This is a genomic window from Streptococcus sp. ALY_211, assembly GCF_058314555.1.
The window spans coordinates 349,212-365,631 of record NZ_JBZFUN010000001.1 but is presented as its reverse complement, the minus strand read 5'-3'; the positions used below and the strand labels follow the sequence as shown (position 1 = coordinate 365,631).

Below are 16,420 nucleotides of genomic sequence, written 5' to 3'. Positions count from 1 at the left end.
AGGCTATCTTCATTCATTTAGTTGCCTTTTCAATCTCACATAGCTGATGTCGCTTAGCTCAGACTTTTATCAAGCCATAATGGTCACTTTAATTTTTCGACAGCTGAGAGACATCATTGGCTACCCTGTGCGGCAACACAATCAGAAAACCTGCTATTAAGACACTGTACATCATTGCTGGTGGGTACAGGGTGATTGTCACCAGCAGACCAATAAGTTTTACTACTAAATCAATTCCTAATAATCGAACACTCGATTTCACTTCTACTTTTAGTTCATTATTATTTGGGTCTGCTTGAACCAGTGTATAATTTGACCAATTCACACAAATTGAAACCCAAATGGTAATCATGCCATACATGACTTGGGCAAAATGATTGGTAAAATTAGCGGCAACAATCTTAGTGGTGTAGGGAAAAAATGACACAAAAAAACAACAAGAGCAGTTGGGTCCACACTGTTAAGTGACTAATTTTAGTTGCTTTGTGCCACAAATTATGAATGCCTATCCACATGGTTCCCAGCCAAAAGAAGGATAAAACATAGCTAAAAATGCTAGGCGCAATCTCCCACAATCCCTGAATCGTTAAGGTCTTAGGGACATCTAATTCCAAGATTAGAATCGTCATAATAATGGCTAGGACAGCATCAAAAAATGCTGAACACCTTTCTTTTGACATTGCTTAAATCCCCTTTCTATTATCTGACCATGCCCAAATTTTCTTTAGCATATTTGCTCCTATCCAAGGCCACTTCTGTCACAAAGTCTGCAATCGCAGCTCGTGAAATACTATTGCCATAGATAATCTCACCTTTGGGAATGAGCTGATAGGAATGATCGCTTGAATTGTCAAACCACCCTGGTCGCAAAATGGTGTAGTCTAGGTCTGTTTGCTCTAGAATATCTGCTGCTTTGCGGTAAGACCTCAAAATACTGTCCACACGACCATTTTGACCAGGCAACTCTCCATAGATCCCATAAGACGAGACAAAGATGATACGGCTGACAGCGCTAACCTCCATGGCATCTATGACAGCCTTGACCATAGCAGGTAAATCACCTGATATAGCTACAAAAACCAAGTCACTACCAGCTACTGCTTGTTCTAGTGATTCTTTATCAAAAATACTTGCTGCAATTTTTGTCACACGTGGATGATCTGGCAGACGGTTGGCTGAGCGTGAAAATAAGGTCAGTTCACTTTCTGTTCCTTCTAATAATATTTTTGTCACTGCTCGACCGAGCGACCCTGTGGCACCAATAATCGTTACTTTTGTCATAATGTTCCTCCTTAAATTGATGCTTACAGAGTCTTAATCGAAGCAAGGATCTGTGATTCAATGAGCTGTAGCTCATCTGCTTCTTGATTCGAAGGGCAGTTCAAGAAAAAGCATTGAACGATATAGGTAAAAAGTGGAGCTAGCATCGTTCTTAACAGCGTAATTTGAGGCAATTCTGAATGACCAAACCCATCTTTTCTTAGGGTTCTGGTCACAATTGTTAGCAATTCCGGTAGTAAAGGTTGAATATTCTGGAACAATTGCTCTCTAATGGGACTATCAGTCTGTAACTCCTGAAAAATAATTTTAAGGAGGTCACTATTGGCTGCCACAAAAGCAAAGCGATCCTGAACAAAAAAGTGAACTAAGCTTATCGTATCTGGACAGGCTCTTAAGCCATCTAGAAAGGGCCTACCAACCAGATCGACCAAGGGCTCACAAACGCCCAATAATAACTCATCCTTAGTCTTAAAATACTTAAAAATCGTAGCTTGGCTGACCTGCGCCTCTGATGCAATCTGAGCTGTCGAGGTAGCATGAAAGCCTTGTTTTGAAAACAAGGCAATGGCTGCTAACATAACCTTACGTTTGCCAGAAGGCATGGGCAGGTTTTCTAATTGTTCCCGATAAGATTGAAATTTTTGGTCTAACATATCCTTATTATACCTTACGATAACGTTTTAGGCCAACGATATTTGCAAGCGTCAAGATTGCTAAGAAAACCAGCAAGATCAAGATGTCATAGGCAATATCTCCAAGACCTTGTCCGTACAAAATAACTCTGGTCAACGCATCACCAGCATAGGATAGGGGCAAAACTTTTCCAATATACTGAACCCAGTTGGCCATAGAATCTAGAGGGATGATTCCTGAGAAGAATAACTGTGGCATAATAACCAAGGGAATGAACTGCATCATTTGGAACTCAGACTTGGCTAGCGTAGACATGAGAATACCAAAGGCCAAAGCCACAAGTGCCATAACAAAATTCACCAAAACGACACTAACAATATTGCCGACGACTTCAACATCCATCAACCAGATGGTAGAAAAAACGATGACCAAAGTTTGAACCGTCGCTAGTAGGCCATAAGACAACATATAGCCAAAGACAATTTCACTACGACGAACTGGCGTTGCCAAGAGGCGGTCAAGCGTACCAGTGGTGCGCTCTTTGAGCAAGGCCATTCCTGAAATCAAGAAGACAAAGAAGAAAACGATGAAGCTCATGAGGATAGGGAGCATTTTAGAAAAGAATCCAGTGTCTTCATTCCCATAGTGATAGCTTTCTTTAATCGATACTTTAGCGCTGTCTTTAGGCAATGATTGGGCCAATTTAGGATTGGCCTTAGCCATTGTGGTCACTGCTGTTTTTAATTGATTTACAGCTGACGAACTAAGCGCAGCTTTAAAGGCTTGTTTGGTAATGGTGGTTTTACTAGCATCAGTGTTGGCATAGGTCACCTCATAGGTATGGGCATCCGTTTGCTCAATGATCCCATCGATCTCTTGGCCACTTAGAGCCTTCTGCGCTGCTGCCTTACTCGTGTAGCCTTCCACGTCAACATGATCTACCTTGTCCAAGGTTTTAACCACTGCATCAGAAACATCAACTGTACCCAGGCTTACAGAAGTCGTGCTATTGGCCGAAAACATGATATTCATCAACCACATGATAAAAATTGGAGCCACAAACATCATGGCTAGAGTGCGTTTGTCCCGCAATAACTCTTTGATAACTTTTTTGGTAATGGCAAGTGTCCGCATCAGTTTTCCTCCTCATCTTCTGCTTTCAAAAAGACATCTTCAATGGTCGCAACCCCATAAATTTCTTTGAGGGCAGCTGGCGTATCAAAGGCAATGATGTCCCCATGTAGGAGAAGGGCCACCTTGTCGGTCAACTCTGCCTCATCCATGACATGGGTCGTGATAAAGATGGAGCGACCTTCCTGACGAATCCGGTCGAGCTCAGCCCAGATCTGACGTCTCAGAGCAGGATCAATCCCAACTGTCGGCTCATCCAAAATCAGCAAATCAGGATGACCAAGTAGGGCAATCGCCAAGGAAAGGCGACGCTTCATCCCTCCAGAATAACCACTCACGTACTTATCAAGGTGCTCTTCTAGATCAACCACTCGTGCTAAATGATTGAGCTGGGACAGCAAGTCATTTTTTTTGATGCCTTTCATCTGGCCATAAAATTCAAGATTTTCAAACCCTGTCAAGCTCTCATAAAGCGCATCTGATTGCGCCATATAACCAATTTCACTCAAAATGTGGCGATCAGGCATCTCCTTATTAAGAATCAAGGCTTGACCACTGTCTGCCTTTTCCATCCCTAGCATGGTTTTAATCATGGTTGACTTTCCAGCTCCCGAAGGTCCAATGAGACCAATAATTTCGCCCTTACCTACCGAAAGGGTCACATCATTTAAAACGATTTGGGGACCAAATGATTTTTTCAGTACTTTTAAATCAATTAGTTTTTCCATTTGCCTAACCTTCTTTCAATGAATCGCTCGCCCTAGCCTCAGCGACTTTTAGAATCAGAGTCACTAGTGATCCCAGACCTTTAAATCACCTGTCGCCAGCACTCGAGCTTTAAGTGAGTGAATACTCACTTTGACATTTGCTATTATAGTGAGTGATCACTCACTTGTCAAGAGATTTTTAGAAAAAATAAAAAAGCCTTTGAGTATAGGACTCAAAAGCTGAGGAAAATCTTTTAGTGGGGTTAAGTTTAATCAAAGAACACCTGTATTGAGAACAAGTCTTACTCCCAACCACTGTGCTTAGGCTGTGAAATTGGCTAAATAAGTAGGACTTATAATTTTGTTTCGACCTCTTTTTGGTATCCCATTAAAACTGCGTCATGCGCTCACGTTCATAGGCTAGTGAACTCGCTAAAAGTGCTGTGAGCTCAGCTACATCTTGATTTGCCAAAAGTTGCATATACTCTGCACGATTTTCTTTACTAATGATGACTGGTGCACCGAGGAGTTTCATGGCTAAGTACAAAACAACCATTCGTCCTGTACGTCCATTCCCATCAGAAAATGGATGAATCCGCTCAAATTGGATATGAGTGTCAGCAAGCACCTCTAGGACTTCAGCATCGCCAATCGCCAAATTGAGTCGGTAGGCTAGATTATCGGCCCACTGGCGCATGAGTATCGGCGTCTCCTCAGGACTGGCCGTTTTAAACTCAGCACCGACAATGGCATTTTGCTGCTGCTTAAATAACCCACGGTCATGTTGCAAGCGATCGACAATCAATGAGTGTAAATCCTGTACTTGCCCCAGCACAAAAGGTTCCTTATCCTTTAACAAGCCCAACACATACTGAAAAGCCTGCTTATGATTTTCAATCTCATAAAACTCACGAATGCTCTTGTGACCACTCGGAAGTGTACTTTCTAAAATGATGCTGACTGTTTCAGGAAGGGAAATGGTATTGCCCTCAATAGCGCTGGAATGGTAGGCCATTCTGACTAAGACATCATCTAAATAGTCCTGTTTATAAACCATATGTCATCTCCTTAAATTACTGTTTCATTATACCATGAAATACCTTAGCCAGTACTCTTTGACGACCAAGTTTATCCAATCAACACTCACTAGAAACCATCATTTATTTTCATGATTTTAAAAGTAATAAAACCCTCAGTTATTATGGCAACCGAGTGTGAGAGCTAGTTTACAAGATATCTGACTAAAAAGTAGGGAGAGAATTAGTAAGCTCAGAGTCTTTAAACTATCGGTATTCTAGAGCCTGGTCTCGGCGTATTACAGATGAACACCAACTAGTTTATACGGTGGATCAAGAGAACAGTTATTTTCTATCTATTCGAGATCACTACAAATAACCCTTGATTGACGACTTTCAACCAAGGGATCTAACTATTTGACAAGGAATATTTCTAAGGGTGTTTTGAGGTATTTATCGACGATAAAGACGCCGATGACGGCAATCAAGAAGTTTGAAACACCTACAGAAAAGACGCTGATGGCAAAGGCCTTGCTTTCAAATGGAATCTTGGTTACGTAAAAAATGACACTTGAAACGACAAGACCAGCTGTTAAGGCGTATAAAAAGCTCTTAAGGTAGGCTGATTTGAAGATTTTATTATAGACGAATAAGGATAGAGTTTGTATGACAAAGCCACCCAAGACATCAATCAGGCCGAAACCTGTAAAAAAGTTACTGACCATGACCCCTATCACGAGACCATAAGATAGCTTTGGAAAGAAAAAGGGAACTGCCATCAAGAGGGTTGATAGGCGAAATTGGAAAATCCCACTTGAGATAGGGTTGATGAGGGTCAGCACTAGATAGATGGCTGCGATCATAGTATTTTGTACGATGAGTTTGGTAGATAGTTTGTTCATGGTTCACTTCCTAATCTTATTCTATAATAATTTTGTCACTGCTATTGCTTACAAACTTACAAGAGACAGGACCATTATTGTAACAAGAATAGCAACTGAGGTAAAGAATTGTTTCTGGAGAACTAGAGCGTCAGTACGTTTATAGCCTCGTCTAAATAGTAACATTTTAGCCGGTTTAGCTTCATTTTATGCGGTCATATCCCTTCATTTGCTAGCTTGGTGGCTAAGTGTTTGCCGATACCGTCTGTTGATCCAGTGATGAGGATGGTTTTAGTCATGTGACACTCCTAAGAAATCCTCTAAATCCTTAGCAAATTGATCAGCATACTGAAAGAGTGAGCCATGGCCGGCATTAGGATAGATGATCAGCTGACTATTGCGAATTTTTTCGTGCATAATGTAAGAATTTTCCGTCGGCACCATCATGTCCTTATCCCCATTGGCAATCAAGGTCGGTTGGCTGATAAAGCTCAGGTCGTCCTCTGCTGACTTGCCCCAGCGTTTGATGGCTTTAAGCTGATGCAGGAAAGACGAAACTGCCATAGCCTTGTCCGCATAAGCCGGATCGCGACTGTCTAAACGACTGAGAACCTTATCCGCCTCTATTTTGCCCTTAGCATCATGCCCGTAAAAAATATAGCGTTTAGGATCTACGCGGTGAAAACCAGCACGCGCCATGTAACGAAAGGTCGTTGCCGTTACCTTATCAATACCGACGCCGCCTCGGTGCCCTGTCCCAACTAGAATGAGGCGGTTGACTAAAGTTGGCGCAAGCCGCACGACTTCTTGAGCGACCATACCGCCCATGGACAGTCCCAGTAGGTTGATGCTGGTATAACCCATGGCCTTGACAATAGCAATCACCTGCTCAGCCATGCCTGGAATAGTTGGGGCAACCTTGCCTTCGCTTGCTCCAACACCCGGTAAATCAAGCAGAATGACATGTTGTCTTTGAGTCAAAAGGTCAATCAACTTAGGATCCCAGTTGTCCATGGTTGCTGCTAAGTGAACCAGCATGACCAAAGGCCGTTCTGACTTACCTTTTGCGATTTCACGGTAGGCGATTTTGTTGCCATTAACAGCAATATATTGGTTTTTAGTTGTTAAATAAGCCATGTTTTACCCTTTCATGCTGAGGACTGTTTTACCACGTGAGCGACCATTAGCGATTTTGTCTAAGGCTTTATTGATATCTGAAAAGGCAAAGACGCTATCTATAGACGGCTTGATCTGGAGCTCGGTAAAGATATCTGCCACTTCCTGCAGCTGCTTACCATTGCTTTCAACGAAGATAAAGTCATAATGGACCTCGTATTTATCAGCCATTTTATCGAATTTACGGCCAGCTTGAGCAAAGAGAAGCTGCTTATATTTGGGAAGGTTCATACGCTTGGCAAAGGCCCCATTGGGCATAGCACGTAGAGACACAAGATGACCACCCTTTTTAAGAATTCCCATTTGCTTTTCAGTCTCTGTACCACCAAGCGTATCAAGAACCAAGTCAACTTCACTCACTGTTTGTGTATAATCTTCTGCTTGATAATCAATAAATCGGTCAGCACCCAGAGCTAGAACACGGTCAGCATTGTTACCAGATCCATTGGTAATGACCGTCAACCCCTTAGCCTTAGCAAGAGGGATAGCCATAGCACCGACACCACCGGTTCCACCTGAGATAAAAAGGGTCTGCCTGGCTTTGGCATCCATCAGCTCTAAGGCCTGCATAATGGTTAGAGCAGTCAGTGGCACACCAGCGGCTTCTTCATCTGTCAAATAATCTGGAACGATAGCCAAGGCTTCAGTATCCACTGCCACATATTCGGCAAAAGCACCAATACTATCTAACGGCAGGCGTCCAAAGACACGTTCCCCCTTCTTGAACTGGTTCACATTGCTGCCGACCTCCTCGACTATACCGACTACTTCGTTACCAGCGATGAGAGGCGTTTTGTAAGGGACAATCATCTTGACCTCACCACGAGTAATCATGTTATCCAGTGGGTTTACACCGGCAGTCAATACTTTGATAAGGACTTGGTTTTCCACTGGTGTTGGCTTTGCGACATCGACTAGGTCAAGGTTGAGGTTGTTTTTGTTGTAGGCGTTTAATTGTGCTGCTTTCATGATTTTCTTCTTTCTAATTTTTGAAAATAGCAGAACTGGGTCTGTTAGTTATTGAGGTAATTGTCAACTCTTTCTTGTTCTTGTTTTGAGTACAGATACAAGTTGATTTAAATTATTAGCCAAGCTCATTACTTGGCTAAGTTAGCTTGTTTGTAGAGATTAGCAATGACATCCGCCAAGCTTTGACTGGCTAGCTCTTCAGCTAGTTGTCTTTCTGCTTGTTGGAAGACTGGGCTGATGGCCCCTTCAATATGCTTGCCGACAGGACAATCCATATTGGCATGCTGATGAACCTGAAAAAGCTTGACTTGCGCCACTTCTTGGGTCGCATAATAGATTTCAAGCAGACTAATGTCTGAGGGAGCCTTGGTAAGCTCATAGCCGACCTTGCCCTGATGCGAGGTCAATAAATTGGCGTTTTTTAAAAGGGCAATGACCTTTCGGATATAGCTAGCATTGGTCCCAACGCTTGTCGCCAAGGCTTGTGAGGACAAGCTTTCCTTAGTTTCAGCGATCATAGCTAAAATATGGATGGCCACTGAAAATTTCGTATCCATAGCACTCCTTCTCTAAGCAATTCATTCAAATCATAAACTGATAAAATACAAACTTGTTCTTGTTTGTGATACAAGTATAGGGTAAATGCTTTTGCAAGTCAAGGATTAAGCTCACCCATCGTTCATCAATGCTATCATCGAGATTTTTAGTCGACCATTTAGTTCAAATGTTCAAAAAAAAGCAGGCAGCTAATTTCTCAAATGGAATTTTATCTTTTAGTCAAGACTATTCTGCCTTCCCTGTTAACAATCGTCAATAAACTTAATGACTTCAGCCGGAACCCCAGCAACTACAGTATTGGCTGGAACATCCTTTGAAACAATGGCTCCTGCTGCTATAACAGCATTTTCACCAACAGTTACACCGGGCAAAATGGTAGCATCTGCTCCAATCCAAGCATTTTTCTTGATGGTAACAGACCTGAGTTCTAACTTGTGACGAGCTTTTGGAGGTAAGGGATGATTCACTGAGATTAGCTTGGCCCGAGGTCCAATAAGCACACCGTCCTCAATAACAATACCGCCCAAGTCCACCATCAAAACCTCTTTATTAATATAGATGTTTTTTCCAAAATCAATGTGGCGACCAAAATCAGTTTGAAAGGGAATGTTGATGGTGACGGTATCGTCAATCTTATCTTGAGTCAACTGTTCTATGATTCGTCTGGTACTGGCAATGGTTTGAACTTGGGTATTCAACTCCTGCACCAACGACTGATTTTCAGCCTGAATTGCTGAAATAAGCTGACGTATCCCATCTTTCTCAGGCACTAATTTTCCAGTATTTATATACGAGTCAAAACGTTTATCAATCATTATCTTCCTCCAAGGAAAGGGTAATCCTTACACCGCCTTTCTCTGATAGACTGCTAGCAGTCTCTTCCATGTGACCAAGCTTGGTATAAGACCAGCTATTTGAGCCATAAAAGAGAACGACCTGGCTATCATTATAGAGCATGATGTCTCTCGGTTGAGCAGTTTGCTGCTTATTTTGACTGGGTAGCGTCATACCAAGGTCGCCAACTTGTTCAAAACCACCATAGGCTGACAGGTCTATAGTCAAATCCTGTTGGATGAGTTTTTCTTTTAAGACTGATACCGCCTTATTTTCTTCCCAAGTCACAGGAATTTTCTGTTCGTCTATCGATAAAGCAATTGACATCTGATTATCTCCTTTTTCCTGTTCTTGTTAGCTGGATAGTCTCTGTTCGTTAGACGAAAATGAGCTCATTGATTTAAGAATTAAGCTAAAAGTTTCACTTTAACGTTTGTGCGATGACAATAAAAAACGCATAAGATACTGTGGCTTTCACGTTAATCTGATACCTTGTTCAACTCTCAAACGGTTAACGTCTCTGTTCAAGTTATTACCATCAAAAAACACTAGAGTCACCCATCATTCTCCCAGACGTCCTTAGCAAGGCCAAAGGCTGACCAAGCTTTAGGCCATCCAACATAAAAGGCAATATGGGTGATGATCTCTGAAATTTCTGATTTAGTGATCCCGTTGTTCTTAGCTGTATTGAGATGATACTGGAGTTGTTCCCAGTTACCTGCTGTTATCAAGGCACTGGCGGTGACTATCGAGCGAATCTTAGGTGATAGTTCTTCCTCACGCGCCCAGACTTGTCCAAAGAGTACATCGTCATTAATCTCAGCAAACTTAGGCGCAAACTCGCCTAATTGATCACGTCCTGCTGTTTGTTTTTTTACCATTGTTACTTCTCCTGTTCATTAGCTGCGTCATACGCTTCATCTGTCACGGGCTCATAAAATTCACTGGCTCCAGCAGTGATTGCTACATGACTAAACCAAGAATCTTTTGTGGCACCGTGCCAATGTTTCACTCCTTTATCTGTCACAACAACATCACCAACTTTAAGATGACGTGCTGGCTTGCCAGCTTCTTGATAGAGTCCCTCACCACCAGTGACTAATAAAATTTGGTAGCCATCCAAATGCACATGCCAATTGTTACGACAACCCGGCTCAAAACTAACATTACCAACACTAGTAGAACCATCCGGCGCTTGTGCTAACATTGCCAGATAGGATTGACCCGTAAAACTAGCACTATAGGGATTTATTTCTCCAAACTCAAACAAAGGATTTGTCTTTACTTCTTCGTGTTTGATCATAACCTTTCACTTCCTTTTTGATCGTTTCTTTTTTTACAAACCAGACTTATAATGTTCCACCAAAAACAGGGAAAAAGCTATCCTCTCCATAATTCTCAATCGGATCCAAGTTTTTCAGCATTTCCATGTCTTCATCAGAAATGACAAAATTAAGTTCTGCATTATTTTTAATATGGGAAGGATTGGCGCTTTTTGGCAAGACAACCAAGCCTAACTGCAAATCATAGCGCAAGCACAGTTGAGCGACACTCACACCATATTGCGCCGCAATCGACTGGATATCTTGGCGTTTGAGGACGGCACCGTGACCAATTGGAGAATAGGCTTCTACGACAATGTCATTGGCATGGCAAAAGGCAATCAAGTCTCTAGGAGTATTGGTAATATGGCAAAGAATCTGATTGACCATTGGCTTGATCTCTGCGTGATCTAGTAAATTTTGCAGGTCTTCTTGTAAGAAATTAGACACGCCAATAGCCTTGACTAGACCATCTTTATAAGCATCTTCCAGAGCCTTCCAAACGTCTCGATTTTCTGAAAAGTAGCGGTTGTCTGATTGATTGACCTCCACCCAAGGCTGAGGACTGTGAATCAGCACTAAATCAAAGTAATCTAGATTGGCTTGCGCTAAGGATTGCTTCAAACTTTTAAGTGTAGCCTCATAGGTTTTATGCTCAGCTGCGATTTTTGTTGTAATAAATAGCTCCTCACGCGCAAGACCAGATGCTTTAATAGCCCTTCCGACACCCTTTTCATTTTCGTAAGCCTGAGCTGTATCAATGTGACGATAGCCAGCTTCAATAGCAGATAGCACTGCTTTTTCAGTCTCTTCATTTGACAAAAGCCATGTTCCTAGCCCAAGTGTGGGAATGCTATTCCCGCTAGACAATGTTAAGGAATTAATGACCATGACTATTTCCTCCTCGCTTCTCTGTACAAGCTCAGTATACGCTTTTTTCGCTTCTAGGACAAATACCTATATCATATACATTCTATGCCTTTAAAGCATATTTCAACTATCCATGATATACTAAATAAAAATGGGAGTTAAATGTGAAAAATGATAGAAATTCGTGTCTTACAGTATTTTGTTACGATTGCAGAAGAAAAATCAATCTCAAAAGCGGCTAAAAAATGTCACATCACTCAGCCAACTCTATCACGTCAACTCAAACATTTAGAAGATGACTTAGGGACTAAACTCTTTCACCGTGGCAGTCGAGAAGTTACCCTAACCGAAGATGGTCATTATCTCTACAATCGTGCCCTTGACATATTGTCTCTTGTCAGCAAAACAACCAGCAACCTAGTAGATAAAGGTCCTATTTCTGGCACCATAACAATAGGCTCTGCAGAAAGTCGCTCCATCCAAACCATCTTAAGGACTACCAAGGCTTTCATAGAAACCTATCCTGATGTTCACTTTGATTTCTATAGTGCCAATGCAGATGACATTATCGAGAAAATCAATGCTGGTATCTTAGATTTAGGTATCCTTTCTCAAGATATTGATGGCTCTTTATATGAGAGTTTATCGTTGCCAACGCAGGAATATTGGGGAGTACTACTCCCTAAAACACATCCGCTAGCCAGACAGTCTACGCTAAGGCTAAAAGACTTATCTTCCTATCCCTTGATTGTTTCCAATCAGTCTGGATCACAAGACTTTTTCACCAATCAGATCCCTAAAGCAAAAATCGTTGCCACCTATAATCTCATCTTCAATGCTAGTTTGATGGTTGAAACAGGTATCGGCATTGCCATAGCCTGGTCTGGATTGATTGATACTAATAATCCCAACAGCACTTTAGCATTTATCCCTCTAGTGGGGAAGCTCCCTACCATTCATTTAAATATGATTTGGAAGCGTCATAAGCCACAGTCACATGCCGTGAAAGCATTTATCCAAGAAATCAAGCAAAAACATTCTTTATAAATAATGAAAAGTCTACTACTCCCAACCTAATCTAAAGCCACTGACTAGCCTCAACCATTTTAAAACATAAACAATGAGAGTATGCCCCAAGATAAAGATATCTAACCACTCCGCCTAGCAAATAAATTGACTAAATAAATAAGGCTGAGAACTTGTCTCAACCTCATTTTGATAGATAAATCATTAGGGTTATTGCCGATTACTTAAAAAGCCATAAATCACATTAACGATCATGAGTAAGGGACCAAATGGGATAAAAGTAGGCCAGAGGTAACTAATGACAAGAATAATGAGCAATTGTAGTCCATAAAGTTTAGCCCACCGATAGGGAGCCTGTTGTTCTTTATTCGTTAATTGCTTAGTGGTCGTCTTTAGTAAAACGGTTGTCATAAGGAGCCAAGCCAGATCCCATAACGCTAACACAATCAGATAAAACACTAGAGCTGCAAAACTATCGCTGTATTGTCCTACAGCCCGGGTTGCCAAAGGGACTAGGCTAGCAGCCAGTAACCAGATACTATTAGCACCAAAGACCCGAAAACTCATCTGATCCAGTGATTGGAACAGCTCATGGTAATACAGCCAAACTGTCATAATTTGTAAAAAACTAGCGATATAGACAAAAAGCATTGGGAGAATTTCAAGAAACCCTGAAATCGTCAGTTCTTTTGGCAGCTGTAGCTCCAAGGCCATGATGGTCACTATAATGGCTAAAATAGCATCTGAAAAGGCTTCAATTCGTTTTTTATCCATGTTACTTGACACCTTTTTGTACGAGCTCAGCTAGCAGGCGGTAAGATTTTGCTTGGGCATCCTGATCATAAATAAAACTATTCACCATGATTTCATCAAATGCTAGTCTAGTTTGTAGATCTGCCAGCTGGTGAGAGACTGTCTCGGGAGAGCCTAAGAGGGTAACTGCTGACATTTGTCTAACAGCCGCCTTTTCACGGTAAATGAGATCTTCCTTAGCAAATGCCACTGGTCCAAAATGAGGAACTTTTTCAGCTTTGACATAGTTACGCCAGACCTCATCATCACTTTCCTTTGGAGGTTGGAGACCCTGATGGCTATTGGTAATAATATTTAGAAAGGTCTGAGTTTGGCTGGTGGCTAATTTCTGGGCTTTTTGATCTGTTTCTGCCACAATGGCATTTAAGGCTAAAATAACGTAGGGAGTTTTTAGCTTGTCCGATGGCTGGAAATTTTGACGGTAAATCCTAATCGCCTCTTCCATCATGGCTGGTGCAAAATGCGCCGCAAAGACATACGGACGTCCCAGCTTAGCAGCTAGGTAAGCAGAGTCTGTACTAGACCCCAAAATATAAAATGGAATATCCAAGCCTGCTGCTGGATAGGCATGAACCGGTGATTCATCTTTAAAATAACTAGCTAAGGCTTGTAAATCTGTCTCAAAATCCGGATTTAAATCATCGGATCGACGGATGGCTCTTGCTGTTTGCATATCGGTCCCAGGAGCACGACCCAAGCCTAAATCAACACGATCAGGGTAAAGGGTCTCTAGCGTACCGTATTGCTCCGCAACTAAATAGGGACTATGATTTGGTAGCATTACCCCTCCCGAACCCACACGAATAGCCTTAGTCTGGTCCAGTGTTCTTTGGATGAGTAACTGAGTAGCGCTACTCGCAATCATGTTGCTGTTATGGTGCTCAGCTATCCAGTAGCGTTTGTAACCATAGGATTCCACTTGTTTGGCCAAGGTTACCATATCATCCATTGCTTCCTTGTAAGACTGCCCCGTTCGTAAAGGGACTAAATTTAACACAGATAGTTCCATTAGTCCATCACCTTATCCTGATTAGAGTCATCGGTAGCGTCAACTGGCTCTAGTAATCCTGGGTCAATGGCGCACCCATCGATACCACAGACAAGACCAAGGCCGTTTTCATTGGCGCTAGTTGCATCAAAAAGATCTAATTTAAATTCTTTCATTCTAAACCTCTCCTTCTTCTGCTTGGATTTGTTTAAGGGCTGCTAACATATAGTCATAGGGCTGAGCACCGGAAATACCATATTTCTGGTTAATCACAAAGAAGGGTGCTCCTTGCACACCTGATTGGTGAGCTTCAAGAATATCTTGTTTCACGTCACTTGAAAACTCTGTTCCATCTAAAAAAGTTGAAACCTCATCAGCTGGCAGACCGACTGCTGTCGCAGCAGAGACAAGGACTTCCTTATCAGCGATTGAGACATGATCTACAAAATAGAGCTGGTAGAGCTTCATGATCAAGCCTTGGTGGTCTTCCTTAGACAAGCGTTTGCGCGCCCATTTGACTAAACGGTGGGCTGAGAAGGTATTGGTTGGAATAGCACCAGCAACATCTAGGTGCAAGCCTTCCTCCTCACCCATAGCAGCCATGTGCTCAAATTGCAATTTGGCTTGCTCCTGGGTCATCCCGTGGCTGGCCGCAAATTGGCTTTGCATGGTTTCGTCAGTTTCTAAAGGCGCATTGGGATCTAATTGAAAGGCCTTCATTTCCAAATCATAGGGATCTAATCCCACTTCTCTCATCGCCCGTTTCATACGAGCTGCACCGATATAACAAAATGGGCAGGCAATATCGGACCAGTAACTAATTTCCATTGATAATTCCTTTCTTGTTACCAAGATGCTTTTTTCAATCCTGGAATCATTCCTTTATAAGCATTGCTACGTAGGCAAATCCGACAGAGTTGAAACTTGCGGTAGACAGCATGCGGTCTCCCACAGGATTGGCAACGGCTGTACTCTTGTACAGCGAATTTCTTTTTCTTAGCTTGCTTGAGTGCTTTTCTAGCCATACTAGGCAACCTCCTTTGCCACCAACTGACCCTGCTCAAAGATGAGTAAACTGATTTGGTTTGGATTTAGTCCGTATAAGGAAATCAGTCTAGGGACTTGAAATATATCTACTTGATAAAGAGGGAGATTACGGTCTCTTGCTTCTTTCATCAAGGCTCTTTGCCCTAAGGGAGAGAGACTGCACTGATTGGCAGAGACTAAGAGCGCAAGACGAGCTGTCGCTGAGACAAGTTCTTTTAATTCCAAAGTTGATGTGATACTATCTTGAGTCATTGGTTGAGATACTCCAAAACATCTAGAGCAGCAATGGCACCACTAGCAGCTGCTGTTACCGCCTGTTGATACTTAGGATCTTGGACATCACCTGCTGCATAAATACCTTCTACTGTTGTCTTTGAATTTCCTGGTTCTGTTTTGATATAGCCCTTATCATCCAAGGCGAGCTTCCCCCGTAAAAACTCGGTATTCGGATGATGACCGATAGCTACAAACAAACCATCTGCCTTAAGGTGAACCACTTCTCCCGTCTCGTTATCTTTGAGATCAAGTCCAGTCATACCTAGCATGTCTGACTGGACCTCAAGCGGGGTGTAGTTGAGCATCCAATCAATCTTATCATTGGCTTTTGCCCGCTGAACCATAATATCTGATGCTCTTAACTCTTTTCGACGATGCACAAGGGTCACCTTGGAAGCAAACTTGGTTAGAAAGATCGCCTCTTCCATGGCAACATCACCTCCACCGACCACGACAATTTCGCGTTCTTTATAAAAGAAGGCATCACAGGTCGCACAAGCACTGACACCCTTTCCAATCACTTCTTCTTCGCCAGGAATTCCTAGGTACTTAGCACTGGAACCTGTCGCAATAATGACCGCTTTGGTTTGAAGGGCCTCTCCATTATCCAGATGAATGGTAAATGGGGAAACGTCTCCTTCAATATTTTCAACCAAACCAAAGGTCATTTCAGTCCCAAATTGCTCGGCTTGTTGGCGCATGCTTTCAACAAGTTCATTACCATCTACACCTTCTTTAAAACCAGGGTAATTTTCAACTAGAGTTGTCGTTGTCAACTGACCTCCCTGAGAATACCCTGAAATTAATCGATTCTTTAAACCAGAACGGCTCAGATAAATCCCTGCCGTGTATCCGGCAGGGCCTGATCCAATAATAATCGCATCGTACATAG

24 protein-coding genes and 1 pseudogene are annotated in these 16,420 nt (G+C 42.3%); 2 read left to right on the top strand and 23 right to left on the bottom strand.

Annotation, left to right across the window (positions count from 1 at the left end; genetic code table 11):
- Window positions 1-88 precede the first annotated feature (88 nt).
- The 7 genes from AC4HAJ_RS01795 to AC4HAJ_RS01765 form a co-directional block, all read right to left on the bottom strand.
- A complete protein-coding gene (locus tag AC4HAJ_RS01795) occupies window positions 89-352 on the bottom strand; it encodes a hypothetical protein (protein ID WP_491078437.1) in 264 nt (87 codons plus the stop codon).
- A 49-nt stretch (window positions 353-401) separates the two neighbouring features.
- The gene (locus AC4HAJ_RS01790; protein WP_491078436.1) at window positions 402-680 is read right to left on the bottom strand and encodes a TMEM175 family protein; all 279 of its coding nucleotides are present in this window, start codon (window positions 678-680) and stop codon (window positions 402-404) included.
- A gap of 19 nt (window positions 681-699) precedes the next feature.
- Window positions 700-1,281 (bottom strand): NAD(P)H-binding protein, encoded by a 582-nt coding sequence (locus AC4HAJ_RS01785; RefSeq protein WP_491078435.1) that lies wholly within the window; start codon window positions 1,279-1,281, stop codon window positions 700-702.
- A 23-nt stretch (window positions 1,282-1,304) separates the two neighbouring features.
- Complete coding sequence (locus AC4HAJ_RS01780; RefSeq protein WP_491078434.1) at window positions 1,305-1,934, bottom strand: TetR/AcrR family transcriptional regulator; 630 nt, start codon at window positions 1,932-1,934, stop codon at window positions 1,305-1,307.
- Window positions 1,935-1,941: 7 nt separating this feature from the next.
- Window positions 1,942-3,048: an ABC transporter permease gene (locus AC4HAJ_RS01775; protein WP_491078433.1), complete on the bottom strand. Its 1,107-nt coding sequence runs from the start codon at window positions 3,046-3,048 to the stop codon at window positions 1,942-1,944.
- The gene (locus tag AC4HAJ_RS01770) at window positions 3,048-3,773 is read right to left on the bottom strand and encodes an ABC transporter ATP-binding protein (protein WP_491078432.1); all 726 of its coding nucleotides are present in this window, start codon (window positions 3,771-3,773) and stop codon (window positions 3,048-3,050) included. The genes AC4HAJ_RS01775 and AC4HAJ_RS01770 overlap by 1 nt, the downstream gene beginning before the upstream one ends.
- A 367-nt stretch (window positions 3,774-4,140) precedes the next feature.
- Window positions 4,141-4,809 (bottom strand): Fic family protein, encoded by a 669-nt coding sequence (locus AC4HAJ_RS01765; protein WP_491078431.1) that lies wholly within the window; start codon window positions 4,807-4,809, stop codon window positions 4,141-4,143.
- Between the two features lie 215 nt (window positions 4,810-5,024).
- Between AC4HAJ_RS01765 and AC4HAJ_RS01760 the strand changes: the two are divergent.
- Window positions 5,025-5,147, top strand: a pseudogene (locus AC4HAJ_RS01760) (type II toxin-antitoxin system YoeB family toxin); the annotation flags it as partial.
- Between the two features lie 34 nt (window positions 5,148-5,181).
- Here the strand turns inward: AC4HAJ_RS01760 and AC4HAJ_RS01755 are convergent.
- From AC4HAJ_RS01755 to AC4HAJ_RS01715, 9 genes are all read right to left on the bottom strand, one after another.
- Window positions 5,182-5,670, bottom strand: coding sequence for a QueT transporter family protein (locus tag AC4HAJ_RS01755; protein WP_491078430.1), 489 nt, complete (start codon window positions 5,668-5,670; stop codon window positions 5,182-5,184).
- A 270-nt stretch (window positions 5,671-5,940) separates the two neighbouring features.
- Entirely contained in the window at window positions 5,941-6,786 is an 846-nt protein-coding gene (locus AC4HAJ_RS01750) for an alpha/beta fold hydrolase (RefSeq protein WP_491078429.1), read from the bottom strand.
- A 3-nt stretch (window positions 6,787-6,789) separates the two neighbouring features.
- Window positions 6,790-7,794, bottom strand: coding sequence for an NADP-dependent oxidoreductase (locus AC4HAJ_RS01745; RefSeq protein ID WP_491078428.1), 1,005 nt, complete (start codon window positions 7,792-7,794; stop codon window positions 6,790-6,792).
- Between the two features lie 128 nt (window positions 7,795-7,922).
- Window positions 7,923-8,351, bottom strand: a complete 429-nt coding sequence (locus AC4HAJ_RS01740; RefSeq protein WP_491078427.1) for an Rrf2 family transcriptional regulator — start codon at window positions 8,349-8,351, stop codon at window positions 7,923-7,925.
- Between the two features lie 243 nt (window positions 8,352-8,594).
- A complete protein-coding gene (locus AC4HAJ_RS01735; protein WP_491078426.1) occupies window positions 8,595-9,167 on the bottom strand; it encodes a DapH/DapD/GlmU-related protein in 573 nt (190 codons plus the stop codon).
- A complete protein-coding gene (locus tag AC4HAJ_RS01730) occupies window positions 9,160-9,513 on the bottom strand; it encodes a cyclophilin-like fold protein (protein WP_491078425.1) in 354 nt (117 codons plus the stop codon). The genes AC4HAJ_RS01735 and AC4HAJ_RS01730 overlap by 8 nt, the downstream gene beginning before the upstream one ends.
- Window positions 9,514-9,740: 227 nt before the next feature.
- A complete protein-coding gene (locus AC4HAJ_RS01725; RefSeq protein ID WP_491078424.1) occupies window positions 9,741-10,067 on the bottom strand; it encodes a carboxymuconolactone decarboxylase family protein in 327 nt (108 codons plus the stop codon).
- A 2-nt stretch (window positions 10,068-10,069) separates the two neighbouring features.
- Window positions 10,070-10,489 (bottom strand): cupin domain-containing protein, encoded by a 420-nt coding sequence (locus AC4HAJ_RS01720; RefSeq protein WP_491078423.1) that lies wholly within the window; start codon window positions 10,487-10,489, stop codon window positions 10,070-10,072.
- Window positions 10,490-10,535: 46 nt separating this feature from the next.
- The gene (locus tag AC4HAJ_RS01715; protein WP_491078422.1) at window positions 10,536-11,399 is read right to left on the bottom strand and encodes an aldo/keto reductase; all 864 of its coding nucleotides are present in this window, start codon (window positions 11,397-11,399) and stop codon (window positions 10,536-10,538) included.
- Between the two features lie 150 nt (window positions 11,400-11,549).
- On the opposite strand from AC4HAJ_RS01715, the gene AC4HAJ_RS01710 reads away from it, so the two are divergent.
- Complete coding sequence (locus AC4HAJ_RS01710) at window positions 11,550-12,425, top strand: LysR family transcriptional regulator (RefSeq protein ID WP_491078421.1); 876 nt, start codon at window positions 11,550-11,552, stop codon at window positions 12,423-12,425.
- A gap of 189 nt (window positions 12,426-12,614) precedes the next feature.
- On the opposite strand, the gene AC4HAJ_RS01705 is transcribed toward AC4HAJ_RS01710, so the two are convergent.
- From AC4HAJ_RS01705 to trxB, 7 genes are read right to left on the bottom strand one after another with little or no spacing between them, the layout of a single operon-like run.
- Complete coding sequence (locus AC4HAJ_RS01705; protein ID WP_491078420.1) at window positions 12,615-13,178, bottom strand: TMEM175 family protein; 564 nt, start codon at window positions 13,176-13,178, stop codon at window positions 12,615-12,617.
- A gap of 1 nt (window position 13,179) precedes the next feature.
- Window positions 13,180-14,226 carry an LLM class flavin-dependent oxidoreductase gene (locus AC4HAJ_RS01700; RefSeq protein WP_491078419.1) on the bottom strand — a complete coding sequence of 349 codons (1,047 nt, stop codon included), beginning with the start codon at window positions 14,224-14,226 and terminating at the stop codon, window positions 13,180-13,182.
- Complete coding sequence (locus AC4HAJ_RS01695) at window positions 14,226-14,381, bottom strand: hypothetical protein (protein WP_491078418.1); 156 nt, start codon at window positions 14,379-14,381, stop codon at window positions 14,226-14,228. Before AC4HAJ_RS01695 ends, AC4HAJ_RS01700 begins: the two co-directional genes overlap by 1 nt.
- A gap of 1 nt (window position 14,382) precedes the next feature.
- Complete coding sequence (locus AC4HAJ_RS01690; RefSeq protein WP_491078417.1) at window positions 14,383-15,033, bottom strand: DsbA family oxidoreductase; 651 nt, start codon at window positions 15,031-15,033, stop codon at window positions 14,383-14,385.
- Window positions 15,034-15,050: 17 nt separating this feature from the next.
- Window positions 15,051-15,230 carry a type Z 30S ribosomal protein S14 gene (locus tag AC4HAJ_RS01685; protein ID WP_491078416.1) on the bottom strand — a complete coding sequence of 60 codons (180 nt, stop codon included), beginning with the start codon at window positions 15,228-15,230 and terminating at the stop codon, window positions 15,051-15,053.
- Window position 15,231: 1 nt separating this feature from the next.
- Entirely contained in the window at window positions 15,232-15,504 is a 273-nt protein-coding gene (locus AC4HAJ_RS01680; protein ID WP_491078415.1) for a hypothetical protein, read from the bottom strand.
- A complete protein-coding gene (trxB, locus tag AC4HAJ_RS01675) occupies window positions 15,501-16,418 on the bottom strand; it encodes a thioredoxin-disulfide reductase (RefSeq protein ID WP_491078414.1) in 918 nt (305 codons plus the stop codon). Before trxB ends, AC4HAJ_RS01680 begins: the two co-directional genes overlap by 4 nt.
- Between the last annotated feature and the right edge of the window lie 2 nt (window positions 16,419-16,420).

What these genes read in the sequence shown, in the direction of transcription:
- AC4HAJ_RS01750 (WP_491078429.1), bottom strand. Translation starts at nt 6,786, where the DNA reads ATGGCTTATTTAACAACTAAAAACCAATATATTGCTGTTAATGGCAAC.
- AC4HAJ_RS01725 (WP_491078424.1), bottom strand. Translation starts at nt 10,067, where the DNA reads ATGGTAAAAAAACAAACAGCAGGACGTGATCAATTAGGCGAGTTTGCG.
- AC4HAJ_RS01700 (WP_491078419.1), bottom strand. Translation starts at nt 14,226, where the DNA reads ATGGAACTATCTGTGTTAAATTTAGTCCCTTTACGAACGGGGCAGTCT.
- AC4HAJ_RS01795 (WP_491078437.1), bottom strand. Translation starts at nt 352, where the DNA reads ATGATTACCATTTGGGTTTCAATTTGTGTGAATTGGTCAAATTATACA.
- AC4HAJ_RS01755 (WP_491078430.1), bottom strand. Translation starts at nt 5,670, where the DNA reads ATGAACAAACTATCTACCAAACTCATCGTACAAAATACTATGATCGCA.
- AC4HAJ_RS01770 (WP_491078432.1), bottom strand. Translation starts at nt 3,773, where the DNA reads ATGGAAAAACTAATTGATTTAAAAGTACTGAAAAAATCATTTGGTCCC.
- AC4HAJ_RS01710 (WP_491078421.1), top strand. Translation starts at nt 11,550, where the DNA reads ATGATAGAAATTCGTGTCTTACAGTATTTTGTTACGATTGCAGAAGAA.
- AC4HAJ_RS01765 (WP_491078431.1), bottom strand. Translation starts at nt 4,809, where the DNA reads ATGGTTTATAAACAGGACTATTTAGATGATGTCTTAGTCAGAATGGCC.
- AC4HAJ_RS01715 (WP_491078422.1), bottom strand. Translation starts at nt 11,399, where the DNA reads ATGGTCATTAATTCCTTAACATTGTCTAGCGGGAATAGCATTCCCACA.
- AC4HAJ_RS01780 (WP_491078434.1), bottom strand. Translation starts at nt 1,934, where the DNA reads ATGTTAGACCAAAAATTTCAATCTTATCGGGAACAATTAGAAAACCTG.
- AC4HAJ_RS01785 (WP_491078435.1), bottom strand. Translation starts at nt 1,281, where the DNA reads ATGACAAAAGTAACGATTATTGGTGCCACAGGGTCGCTCGGTCGAGCA.
- AC4HAJ_RS01730 (WP_491078425.1), bottom strand. Translation starts at nt 9,513, where the DNA reads ATGTCAATTGCTTTATCGATAGACGAACAGAAAATTCCTGTGACTTGG.
- AC4HAJ_RS01735 (WP_491078426.1), bottom strand. Translation starts at nt 9,167, where the DNA reads ATGATTGATAAACGTTTTGACTCGTATATAAATACTGGAAAATTAGTG.
- AC4HAJ_RS01685 (WP_491078416.1), bottom strand. Translation starts at nt 15,230, where the DNA reads ATGGCTAGAAAAGCACTCAAGCAAGCTAAGAAAAAGAAATTCGCTGTA.
- AC4HAJ_RS01720 (WP_491078423.1), bottom strand. Translation starts at nt 10,489, where the DNA reads ATGATCAAACACGAAGAAGTAAAGACAAATCCTTTGTTTGAGTTTGGA.
- trxB (WP_491078414.1), bottom strand. Translation starts at nt 16,418, where the DNA reads ATGTACGATGCGATTATTATTGGATCAGGCCCTGCCGGATACACGGCA.
- AC4HAJ_RS01690 (WP_491078417.1), bottom strand. Translation starts at nt 15,033, where the DNA reads ATGGAAATTAGTTACTGGTCCGATATTGCCTGCCCATTTTGTTATATC.
- AC4HAJ_RS01745 (WP_491078428.1), bottom strand. Translation starts at nt 7,794, where the DNA reads ATGAAAGCAGCACAATTAAACGCCTACAACAAAAACAACCTCAACCTT.
- AC4HAJ_RS01695 (WP_491078418.1), bottom strand. Translation starts at nt 14,381, where the DNA reads ATGAAAGAATTTAAATTAGATCTTTTTGATGCAACTAGCGCCAATGAA.
- AC4HAJ_RS01790 (WP_491078436.1), bottom strand. Translation starts at nt 680, where the DNA reads ATGTCAAAAGAAAGGTGTTCAGCATTTTTTGATGCTGTCCTAGCCATT.
- AC4HAJ_RS01740 (WP_491078427.1), bottom strand. Translation starts at nt 8,351, where the DNA reads ATGGATACGAAATTTTCAGTGGCCATCCATATTTTAGCTATGATCGCT.
- AC4HAJ_RS01680 (WP_491078415.1), bottom strand. Translation starts at nt 15,504, where the DNA reads ATGACTCAAGATAGTATCACATCAACTTTGGAATTAAAAGAACTTGTC.
- AC4HAJ_RS01775 (WP_491078433.1), bottom strand. Translation starts at nt 3,048, where the DNA reads ATGCGGACACTTGCCATTACCAAAAAAGTTATCAAAGAGTTATTGCGG.
- AC4HAJ_RS01705 (WP_491078420.1), bottom strand. Translation starts at nt 13,178, where the DNA reads ATGGATAAAAAACGAATTGAAGCCTTTTCAGATGCTATTTTAGCCATT.